The 10,847-nt window shown below is 58.4% G+C and carries 9 protein-coding genes and 2 tRNA genes; 7 read left to right on the top strand and 4 right to left on the bottom strand.

The features are described from left to right. Positions 1-283: 283 nt before the first annotated feature. From NKJ00_RS31880 to NKJ00_RS31900, 5 genes are all read left to right on the top strand, one after another. The gene (locus tag NKJ00_RS31880; protein WP_352632564.1) at positions 284-598 is read left to right on the top strand and encodes a hypothetical protein; all 315 of its coding nucleotides are present in this window, start codon (positions 284-286) and stop codon (positions 596-598) included. A gap of 616 nt (positions 599-1,214) precedes the next feature. After that, complete coding sequence (locus tag NKJ00_RS31885) at positions 1,215-1,544, top strand: hypothetical protein (RefSeq protein WP_352632566.1); 330 nt, start codon at positions 1,215-1,217, stop codon at positions 1,542-1,544. A 52-nt stretch (positions 1,545-1,596) separates the two neighbouring features. Next, positions 1,597-1,887 (top strand): hypothetical protein, encoded by a 291-nt coding sequence (locus NKJ00_RS31890; protein WP_352632568.1) that lies wholly within the window; start codon positions 1,597-1,599, stop codon positions 1,885-1,887. Then, entirely contained in the window at positions 1,887-2,393 is a 507-nt protein-coding gene (locus tag NKJ00_RS31895) for a hypothetical protein (RefSeq protein WP_352632570.1), read from the top strand. Before NKJ00_RS31890 ends, NKJ00_RS31895 begins: the two co-directional genes overlap by 1 nt. A 757-nt stretch (positions 2,394-3,150) precedes the next feature. Further along, positions 3,151-5,067 carry a hypothetical protein gene (locus NKJ00_RS31900; protein WP_352632572.1) on the top strand — a complete coding sequence of 639 codons (1,917 nt, stop codon included), beginning with the start codon at positions 3,151-3,153 and terminating at the stop codon, positions 5,065-5,067. Between the two features lie 716 nt (positions 5,068-5,783). Here the strand turns inward: NKJ00_RS31900 and NKJ00_RS31905 are convergent. Continuing rightward, positions 5,784-5,859, bottom strand: a tRNA-Val gene (locus NKJ00_RS31905). A gap of 216 nt (positions 5,860-6,075) precedes the next feature. On the opposite strand from NKJ00_RS31905, the gene NKJ00_RS31910 reads away from it, so the two are divergent. After that, positions 6,076-6,152 (top strand) — tRNA-Asp (locus NKJ00_RS31910). 128 nt (positions 6,153-6,280) lie between these two features. Here NKJ00_RS31910 and rbsK read toward each other — a convergent pair. Genes rbsK through NKJ00_RS31925 form a run of 3 tightly spaced genes read right to left on the bottom strand, consistent with a single transcriptional unit; the run spans position 6,281 to position 8,762 of the window. Next, the gene (rbsK, locus tag NKJ00_RS31915; protein WP_352632574.1) at positions 6,281-7,225 is read right to left on the bottom strand and encodes a ribokinase; all 945 of its coding nucleotides are present in this window, start codon (positions 7,223-7,225) and stop codon (positions 6,281-6,283) included. 4 nt (positions 7,226-7,229) lie between these two features. Beyond that, positions 7,230-7,682, bottom strand: coding sequence for an RbsD/FucU family protein (locus NKJ00_RS31920; protein ID WP_352632576.1), 453 nt, complete (start codon positions 7,680-7,682; stop codon positions 7,230-7,232). Between the two features lie 21 nt (positions 7,683-7,703). Continuing rightward, positions 7,704-8,762, bottom strand: a complete 1,059-nt coding sequence (locus tag NKJ00_RS31925; protein ID WP_023810294.1) for an ABC transporter ATP-binding protein — start codon at positions 8,760-8,762, stop codon at positions 7,704-7,706. 289 nt (positions 8,763-9,051) lie between these two features. On the opposite strand from NKJ00_RS31925, the gene NKJ00_RS31930 reads away from it, so the two are divergent. Beyond that, a complete protein-coding gene (locus NKJ00_RS31930) occupies positions 9,052-10,716 on the top strand; it encodes an ABC transporter substrate-binding protein (RefSeq protein WP_023810293.1) in 1,665 nt (554 codons plus the stop codon). Positions 10,717-10,847 lie beyond the last annotated feature (131 nt).

Consider the following 10,847-nt stretch of genomic DNA (forward strand, 5'->3'; position numbering starts at 1 on the left):
ACGGCTCCATCGAGATCACATTCGCCTATCACAATGGCGATGAGGCCATCCTCAAAGCCAAACGGGACACTTCTTCAACAGCCTGTTAGAAGCCTTCTCGGTTGAGTCGATCTACTACCACCCGAAAATTCAACTCCGCTTGGCGTTGCGACACAGCAAGATAACCGGCGCTGATCCAGACAAATTGACGGTGGAGGCACGGGACGCGGCCATCGCTGCCGTCGTGTCCCATGGTGCAAGGCTGAGCGAACGAACGATAGAAGGATCGCTGAGGGAAGAACTGATGGGCAAGCTCCCGAAGCGCCAAGACATCGCCGCCGCTCAACCAATTCAGGTTACGATTGACGTACCTGCGGCGGTAGAGCGTGAACGAAATCTCCTCCACGAGGCGTGTGAACGGAAGGACCTATCATATATCGTCGCTCGTTATCCGATCAGGGAAACCCCGGCGCTACGCCAAATAGCTTGGAAGCTCGGGTTCCAGGGTGAAGGCCAATACGAAGATGCGGTCAGGAAACTTATGATCGACGAACCGGAAGCCCTAAATTTCGTTAGGTCATTGTTCGGATCGCTGTATGAGGACATTACCGCGAGTTGATCGTTGGTGAGCGCTATGCCCAAGGATTGCCGCAATCGAGTCCTCTAACTACTGACGGCCACCACTGGCACCTATGTCGATGACATCCCCCACGCGAGCGGACTAGACGAGCCAGCCGGACACCACCTTCACAGTTTTGCGACGCAACAACTCGCCGACGATCTGGCGACAGGAAGGACGTATTCGAATGGGTACCGTCATAGACTTTTACAAAGGCTCACGCTCCATCTCCCAATCGAAGATGCTTCCGTCCGATGACCCGGATTTGAAGTTGATCCAACTCGTCGATGAGAGCCGAAGGCTCAAACTCCGGATTGTCGAACTTGATAGCCTCATACAGAGGGAGATGGAGAGGGGATAAAATCTAAACTATCCAGCGAGTTGCAAAAATAGACTCCATTATATTTCTTGTAGCCCTGCGTTTGCTATTGACTTTCACGTATATTTATGATATACTCTAGGATGAGGCTGGCAATTTAACGGCCGTCTTCCAAAGCTCTGCAGCCTTCTAACGGCCTGAGCGATTAACGCCTAAAAACTAAGAAACACCAACAACCCCAAAGCCTGTTCAACCTCGTCTCTTCTGGGACTTGGACGGTTTTCTATGAAGGAATCGATGAACAAAGATACGCCTACCGATATTGCATCAATTGGAACACCAGAATTAAACTACATTGGCAATTTTCCAGAGCCGTTTGACGTGACTCTCATCACCTTGGAGAACGAGCGCAACTCCGGTCACGTAAAGCTGCTGAAGACCGAACATAACCTCTATCGATCCGAATTCATTGGCGTCGATGATCCAGCCTTGGGGACGTTTACGTCTCGAAACGGCCTTGTCCGGGCACTCCGCGACTGGTCAGAGAAGAACGGCTGGAAGATCGAGATGGCTCATGTCTCATCCCAGACAGGCGCACGCCTCGACGTCAATCTCTCCGCGATCTGACCTCACCTTCATTCCAAACCATTTTTCAAACTCAATTTAGAAAGGCAGTTTTATGTCTGTTTCACTTTCCGTATCCGACCGCGCCATGATCTCCAAGAAACTCGCCGAAATGGGTGAGGCAGAACGGGAGATGCTTCGTATTCGTGTTCATCAAGCCGCCGAAGCCCTCGATGGTGTGGCCTCTCCCGAGTTTGGGGAGCTTGTCGCAATGGCTTTGCTAGAAAAGCGAGGACTCGCCAAGGGAAGCATGGAGGATGCAATCCGCCGCGTCCCTGTGGCCGACAAGGGTCCCAAGAAGTCGTCAGTCTTCGCTCAAATGAGCGCGGGCAGAAAGGCCGACTGATGCAGGCCCGCCCTGTCCGAATCTTGGAGGGCTCTCGCAAGGGGGCCTTTCTTGTACATGTCCCGCTGTCTCGGTTTGGTGAAGGCGAGGCTGTCCTAGACCTTCCCGACTATAACGAACTCGTCGCCCTGAAACTCTACCCGAACTGGTCGATCCTTGGAGGTTCCGTCTCCGCAAGGGGGCCATGCGGCCTCCGGCTGATCGTCGCCCGTGTCTTGGCTGATGCCAAGGCCGGTCAGATCGTAGAGTACCTAGACGGCGATCCGCTGAACCTCCGTCGCTATAACCTGTCGATCCGAGACGGCTTCTCAACCAAGCATGACCGTGCCCTCCTGATCGAGGCAAAGGAACGGCTGGAAGCGGAGAAGGCCGAGAGGATCGAAGCCGGTTCCTATCATCCGGCATTTCGAAAGCCTTTGATCTTCCGTCCCGCCAAGGTGGCGAAGTCGCGGCGTAAGGGTCAGGTCGTCTTCAAGGCCCGGAATCTCCCGGTGTCCCATGCTTGACCTCTCGGTCCCGACAAGGAGTCAGATCAAATTCGGTCTGTGTGTTTGTCACTGTGGGAGGGAATTCACCAAGCGTAGGCACGGCCAAAGGTTTTGCTCTGAGGAATGTGGAAACAGGGCTAGGGCGAAGCGTGCGGGACGCGTCTCGGACAATCCACGGCATGTTGCGAAACGGGGACGTTTGAGGCGTCTCCAATCGGCCAACTTACCGGAATCACCTGCTGTCAGGGAAGCCCAAGAAGCGATAAAAGGAGCTACCCGCTACCCCTATACCGGGAAGCCGTGCAATCAGTGTAAATTATATAACGAAAGCAACGGATTACGAGGTGCAGAATCGAGGTCGAACAGTGCCGATTCAGGGCGTCTTTGGCCGGTTGATCTAATAGGTGGCAAGAGGACCCTTACCAGCCTCGATTTGAACCTTTTGCGGAATGTTGCTGAGACTGAGTTAGCATCCGTCCCGATGGTTTCAGCGCCATGACTCCAATCAATATCGGAGTTGATACTACCGCAACGATCCGGGGCGGAAAAATCGTGGTCTTGCGACGGGGCGTCGTCAGGGAATTCCAGTCAGTCAACGAATATGTCGATTCCGTCGCTCTCAGGAGCGGAAGGGTGCCTAGTGAGGTCATCAAAGCCCTTCACGACCTGATGCGGGAGGATCGATACGCCCGGAGCGAGAAACACATCGATAAGCCGAAGCTAGGCTACTGGCTTCACCCCGAACAACTGCCTAACGGAAAGGAGAGACACGAACTTGGCACTACACAAATTTGACCCATCACCTGCACCCGACGAAAGCATGTTCATTGTAGGCGGTCGGGGGTTCAAGACATGGGAGGAGGTCGAAAAGTTCTACAAACTCCCGGTCTCGCTAACCGACAGGGTAATGGCCGATCTACATAAGGTGTTTGAACAAAGCGGTCACAATCCGTCAGACGCACAATGGCAGGGTTTGCAGGACCTCATTTCGCATCTTGAAGCGATGGCGAACGGGGCAGCGAAAAGCCTCTACTATCTGTCTCCGCTGGACCCGGGTGTTGGCAAGAGTCAGTCGATCATCCATTTCGTACGGAGGCTGATGGAGTCAGAGGGGCACAAAGAGGCTTCGGTCCTGATCTGCCTCGGGCGATTGGCTGAGATCAAGCCAATGGTCGAACAGATGGCACTGAAGAAGGACGATTTTGCAATCCTTGTCGAGACCGCCGATTCAGAAAAGACGGACGAGCGCAGCGTCCTTTTGAGGGAGCTGAACACGGCTGGAAACCATCAGCACCGCAAGGCTCGTGTCCTCTTCACGACGCAGCAAATGCTCACCGCAAGGACGAAGGGAACGAAGAGCTTCGGGGGAGTCGACGCATTCCACTATGACGGCAAACCCCGTCAGGTCCGGGTATGGGATGAGGCAATTCTTCCCGCCAGAGAGATGTCGATCAACATAGCCCAGATTGGCGCACTGAAAGAACCTGCTAGGTATGACAAGAGGCTCTACAGCGCCCTCGGGAAACTAGAAGCTGACATCCAGTCGGCAGAGGATCAATCGGTCTTCTGGGTGCCCGACATGGAGAGCGAAACCGGAGTTGATCACAACAACGCCATTCGCCTGTACGGAGAAGAGAAGCGATCAATCCAAGAGGCTGCAAACGACCTCTGGCTGCTATCGGGCAAGCCTGTCGTCATCGAGAAGATTGGTTATACGAACGCGTTTATCCACTACGATGGCACCCTCCCCGATGACATAAAGCCGATGGTTATCTGCGATGCTTCAGGCAGAGTCAGGCAGACATACACCCATTGGGAGAAGGGACGCGGGGACCTTGTAATCCTGTCGTCTGGTGGGAAGAACTACCGAAATCTGAACGTCCATATATGGCGTAGGGGTGGGGGTAAGTCCTCATGGTCAGACGAGAATGCAGAAACCCTTCTAGACGGGATTATCAGGACGGTGAACTCTAGGCCGGACGAGCGATTCCTTATCGTCCATCACAAGGGCGGGAAACGCATAGGAGACATCCCGAAGGCGATTAGGGCGAAGGCTGACAATCCTGACCGCCTGTCGTTCGTCTATTGGGGAGGATCGGACTTCAAGGCGACAAACAGCTTCAGGGACGTTGAGAACGTCATTCTTGCAGGGACACTCTTCTATGCACCCGAGACGTATATCGCCCGGGCCAGGATGTCGTCCGGCATAAGGTCAGAGGAACAGGTCAAGGCAGATGTTCTCCGGAAGGTCAAAGACGGGGAACACGCTGACATGATCCTTCAGGCTGTATGCCGTGGCGCAGTCCGGAAATCGGTAGCGAACTCATGCGGCAAGTGTGACGTCTATGTCATCGCTGATCCTCAGACAGGCATCCCGGCAATGCTCGAAGGCAAAGAGGGAGCGATCGAGATTTTCCCCGGATGCACGGCTGTCGATTGGTCTCCTGTCGAGAGGGAATTGAACGGTCATGTCGGGAAGTCTGTCGAACTGATCGTCCAACACTTCATGGATAACCCCGGCCTTAGGGAGAAGCTCAAATCGCCAACGGCTCGTGATTGGCTGGGGTTGGACGTGCACGACTGGAACAGCGATGTCCTCGGGCACCGGGACTTCGAAGGTGCACTTGCGGCACGGGGCATCCGTCTCACTAGGGCAAGAGGCAGAGGCGGAAGTTCCTTCGAGCGAATGTAGCAATAGGGGGAACGCCCTTCGGCGGCATATCTCGAAGAATTTCCTTCTGGTTTTCGACAATAAACTAATTGGGGGAAATCTAGTTAAAGATGCTATAAGGAGCATTCCCCTAATTAAATTTTCTCTATTGGTATCCAACATTGGGATTTGGGATTTATTGCTGTAGAGAATTTTGTCTCAATGCTGTCAGGCCAATGAAGGGCATGAGTTCTTGGACTGCCTCCCGGTAGGGTATGCCGGCCCGGTTCTCTCCCGCTTTGCTCCATACGAGAGCAGGAGGGACACAACGGGGGGAGTTCGGGCCGCTATCTGGCGAATTCAGCCTGATCGAATGGACCCAGTGGAGAAAGAAGCCATCGAGCCTCCTCTTGTCTCCTCCTCTTTGTCGCAAGCCGGAGGCACCTAGCGAGCGCTGATGCCCTTCGGACCCTCAGGCGAAGCTGCTGGAAGAATGCCCGAAGCCAGTAATTTTTTGGAGATTTTTCTTTGTCGAGATACCTAATGGTACGGGCCGGGGGCGTCCCCCTTGTACCCCGGTAGGGGTGGCCGCCTGTCACACTGGTGTCACAACCGACAGCGAGTCGGCCCGGTTCAAGACGGGCGATTAGCTCAGTAGTCAACTTGTTTGACGTCCGACCTAAAACGTCGTAGATTGCGTAAGCAACTGATTTATCAGCGTTTTTGGGAGAAGGAGAGCGCTACTCTCTTGATTGGAATGGTGGGCGATGACGGGCTCGAACCGCCGACATCTTCGGTGTAAACGAAGCGCTCTACCAACTGAGCTAATCGCCCGCTCCGGGCCGGACCTTTAAGCGGTCAGGGTCCGCTTCGCAAGGCCAAATGAATGCAGGACGCCCTGGTTGGATGCCGGTTTTGCCAACAAAACGCCGGCTGTCAAAAAACCTTCTCCTGTTTGCTGTTATGCTGTCCTGTCGCGCTTGACACCCGGTGGCGAACCCCTTATCCAGCGCCCCAACGACGAACACGGCTGACACGTGTTCGCCATGCGCGGGTGTAGCTCAGTTGGTTAGAGTGCCGGCCTGTCACGCCGGAGGTCGCGGGTTCGAGCCCCGTCACTCGCGCCATTTCTCTCAAGGGTATCAAGCTCTTGGCTTCAGAGAAATGTCGACATTGATTGTCAAAAATATTGTCTTGCAAGAGACCTGAGGTCACTCAGGTCCTTTCGGCCCGTGCCTACGTCTGCCCCGCAAGATCACCCCCTCCCCAGTAGTGCCTCGACCTCCTGCAACGTCGGCATCGACGGTGCAGTCCCCGGTCGCGTCACGGAGATACCGGCGACGGCGCAAGCAAAGCGCACCGCCTGCAACGGCTCCACGCCCCGCGACAACGCCGCGGCAAGACCACCATTGAAGGCATCGCCTGCCCCGGTGGTCTCGACCACGGCGCCCGCACTGACGGCGGGAACATGGTCGGAACGCTCCTTCGAATGCAAAAGCGCGCCCTTGTCACCCAGCGTGACGATGACCGTGCCGACACCCTTTTCGAGCAGCTTGTCCGCGGCGGCTCGCGCCTCGTCGACTGAGGATACCTTCATCCCGGTCAATTCCTCCGTCTCCGTCTCATTGGGCGTGAGGTAGTCGCACAGCCTGTAGATGCGGTCGGGAAGCTTTGCCGCAGGCGCCGGGTTGAGGATCGTCGTCACCCCTGCCCCACGCGCGATCTCCAGCGCCCGCATGGCTGCTTCGATCGGCTGTTCGAGCTGGGTGACGAAGACGCCGGCACCGCTGATCAGCCCGGCATTGGCTTCGATGTCGGCTGGTGAGATCAGCATGGCGGCACCGGGGCTGACGATGATGGCGTTGTTGCCGGTGGTCTCCTCGACGAAGATGTAGGCGGCACCGGTGTAGCTTTCCGGCGTGTCGATGACGGCATTATTGACGCCCGCCTGCGCCCAGGTCTGCCTGGCCATGTCGGCGAAGGGATCGACGCCGAGGCGGGTGAGGAAGGTGACGTCGGCGCCGAGCTTCCCGGCGGCCACGGCCTGGTTCGAGCCCTTGCCGCCCGGCCCCAGCGTGAAGGATGTGCCGAGGATGGTTTCGCCCATGCGCGGCTGCCGCTGCGCCCTGTAGGCGGTGTCGGCGACGAACACACCCAGGATGACGACCGGCTTCATGACGACCGGCTTGCCCGAAGCCATGCCGCTACTCCGCATCCGGCGGCACGACGCCCTTGCGGAAGGCGAAGCAGCCGTAGAAGCGGCGCTCACCTGCCTGGATCACGCAATAGGCCTGTTTGGCGCGCTCGTAGAAAGCATAACGCTCGACCGCGATCATCGGCCACGACTTGCCCTCGGCGTTGTCGACCTCCTTCTGCACTTCGCTTTGCACGGGCGGAATCTCGTCCGGCTTGCCGACAATCTCCATGCGTGCGGCCGAATCATCGACGAATGTGTCGAGCGGGTAGAGCGACAGCACCGCCTTGACCACTTGCGCCGCCGAGGCATCGATGCGCAGCACGCGGCCGAGCGCCGTCTGGCGCGCCACCGAATCGGACGGAAAATTGGTGTCGGCGATGATCAGATCATCGCCATGCCCCATTGCCCGCAATGCCTGCAGCACGTCGGCATTGAGCAGCGGGTTGATGCCTTTGAGCATGGTATTCCTCGTGAGTTGGGATCAGAGACGCTTGCCGGTCTCTGCGTCGAAAAGGTGGATCTGATCGAGCCGGGGCTTCAGGGTCAGCGTGTCGCCGGGCTTGAAGTCGTGCCGCTCACGAAACAGCGCCACCATCTCGCCGTCGCCGAAGCGCAGGAACACCAGCGTTTCCGAGCCGGTCGGCTCGACCACCGAAATCTTCGCTGGCACGCCATCGGGATGGATCTCGAGATGCTCCGGGCGCACGCCATAGACGACAGCCTGGCCATCCTGCGCTGCATTGCCTGGTGCAATCGGGAACAGCGTGCCTGCAATGTCGACACCGGGCCTGGCACCCTTGCGCATGACGCCCTTGAGCAGGTTCATCGAGGGCGAACCGATGAAGCCGGCGACAAACAGGTTGGCCGGTCTGTCGAACAGTTCGAGCGGCGCGCCGACCTGCTCGATGCGGCCGTCGCGCATGACGACGATCTTGTCGGCCATGGTCATGGCTTCGATCTGGTCGTGGGTGACGTAGATGGTAGTGGTCTTCAGCCGCTGGTGCAGCTCCTTGATCTCGGTGCGCATCTGCACGCGCAGCTTGGCGTCGAGATTGGAGAGCGGCTCGTCGAACAGGAACACTTGCGGATTGCGCACGATGGCGCGGCCCATGGCCACGCGCTGGCGCTGGCCGCCGGAAAGCTGGCGGGGATAGCGCTTCAGATAAGGGTTGAGGTCGAGGATATCGGCGGCGCGCTTGACCCGCTCGGCGACCACGGCCGGATCGGTTTTCCTGAGCTTGAGGGCAAAGGCCATGTTCTGCTCGACCGTCTTGTGCGGATAGAGCGCATAGTTCTGGAACACCATGGCGATGTCGCGCTTGGCCGGCGGCAGATGATTGACGACGCGGTCGCCGATGGCGATCGTGCCGGCGGAGACGGTCTCCAACCCAGCCACCATCCTGAGCAACGTGGACTTGCCGCAACCCGAAGGGCCAACCAGCACCACGAACTGTCCGTCTGCGATATCGACGCTGACTTCGTGCAGAACCTTGACCGTTCCAAAGGCCTTGGCCACCTTGCTGATCGCGACTTGCGCCATATCTCCCCCATCGGCTCCATTAGCCGTAGGCGCAGAAGCTACCCAACGCGACCTGCCAGGGCAAGTCGGTCTCTTATAGATAAAAACCCGCTCTCGTTGACACGGCGTTTGGTTGTGAGAATAGTGGCAGGCGCTGGTCAAAATGTCGGTACCCGATCCGCAGGGAATTTCAATCGACGCAGGGTGGGGTCCTGCCTAATTCGTTTCCGAACCGGGGAGCATCCTTGGCGCTCCAGCGTCCGACAGTTGGCCGATTTATTCACACTGATGTTCTGGGAGGAAATAGGCGATGAGAACGGGTCTTTACGAGAAACTGGTTCGTGCCGGCGCCACAAGGCGCGACATATTGAAGGGCGCGGCCAGCATGGCCGCGATCGCAGCCGCATCCGGCGCCGGACTTGGCGCCTTGACGCGACCGGCCTCCGCGGCAAGCGAATTGCGCTCCAAAATCCTGCAGATCCCCGGCGTCGGCAAAGGCCAGCCGACGGACGCCGATTTCCAGAAGGTCGGTGAACTCTGCCTCGAGGCGACCAAGGCCAACGTCAAGGAAGGCGAATTCGCCGGCGTCGAGCTGACCTTCATGGGTCTCAACAACCAGAACCTGCACAATGTGCTGTTCCGCGGCTTCCTGAAGCCATGGGAGACCTATACCGGCGCCAAGATCAACTGGATCGACCTGGCGCAGGCCGACTACAACGCCCGCCTGCAGCAGTCGATCGCCACCGGCACCGTCGATTTCGACATCATCGAGATGGGCGCGCCGTTCGAAGGCGATGTCTGCGGCAAGGGCCTGACCTCGGAAATGCCGGATTGGGTCAAGGACCAGATCGACATGAAGGACGTCGTGGCCTATCTGCAGCCGCCGGTCGGCACCTGGGACGGCAAGCAATACCGCGTGACCGTCGACGGCGACGCGCACAATTTCAACTACCGCACCGACGTGTTTACCGATGCCGACCTCGCCAAGGCCTGGAAGGACGGCGGCGGCGAAGGTGAATGGGGCGTGCCGAAGACCTGGCAGCAGGTCCAGGCGGTGACGAAGTTCCTCAAGGGAAAGAAACTCAAGGACCAGGACGTCTTTGGCTATCTCGACGCGCCCAAGGCGTGGGGTGGTTTCGGCTTCTATTTCCTCGGCAGCCGCGCTAGCGCCTATGCCAAGCATCCGGACGACAAGGCCTGGCTGTTCGACGCCGACACGATGAAGCCGCGCGTCAACAATCCGGCCTGGGTGCGCGCCATCCAGGACGTCATCGACGCGCTGCCGTCCGAACCCGCCGACCAGATCAACGCCGATCCGAACACGACCGCCTTCCAGCAGTTCCTGGCCGGCACCGGCTCGATGGTCACCTGGTGGGGCGACGTCGGCTCCAACGTCAAGACCAACGACTCTTCCGTCGTCGGCGACGTCACCGGCTTCTCGATCCTGCCTGGCTCGGACGATGTCTACAATGCGAAGACCGGCGCCTGGGACAAGCTCGCCAGCGGCCCGAACTATGCGCCCAACTGCGCCTATCTCGGCTGGGGCGTCTATGTCATGGCCCGCGTCGATGCCGACGAAAAGAAGAAGAAGGCGGCATGGTCCGCCGCCGCTCATCTCGGCGGCAAGGACCTGTCGATCTGGACGGCGATGTATCCATCGGGCTTCCAGCCTTACCGCAACTCGCATTTCGACATTCCCGAATGGGTGGCGGCCGGCTACGACGAGGCGTTCATCACCTCCTACCTCAAGTCGGAATCCGACAGCTACAACCATCCGAACGCGGCGATCGAGCCACGCATCCCCGGCATCTTCCAGTACTACAGCGCCGCCGAGGACATCCTGGCCAACACTTTCGCCGGCAAGATGAAGGCGCAGGAAGGCGCCGACGCCATTGCGGCGGCCTGGGAGAAGCTGACCGACCAGATCGGCCGCGACAACCAGATCAAGCTCTACAAAGCTTCGCTCGGCATGTAGGCTGGCCTATGAACCGTGGGGCGGCGGGACAGCCCCGCCCCAGTTTGCCGGGGCCCGCGGCCAGAGCGGCTATAAACAGGGGCGGTTTTTGGGGTGGGACGAGTGAGCCGCGCGACCCTGGGCGGGCGAGG

The organism is Mesorhizobium sp. M0227, assembly GCF_040321855.1.
Classification (GTDB): domain Bacteria; phylum Pseudomonadota; class Alphaproteobacteria; order Rhizobiales; family Rhizobiaceae; genus Mesorhizobium.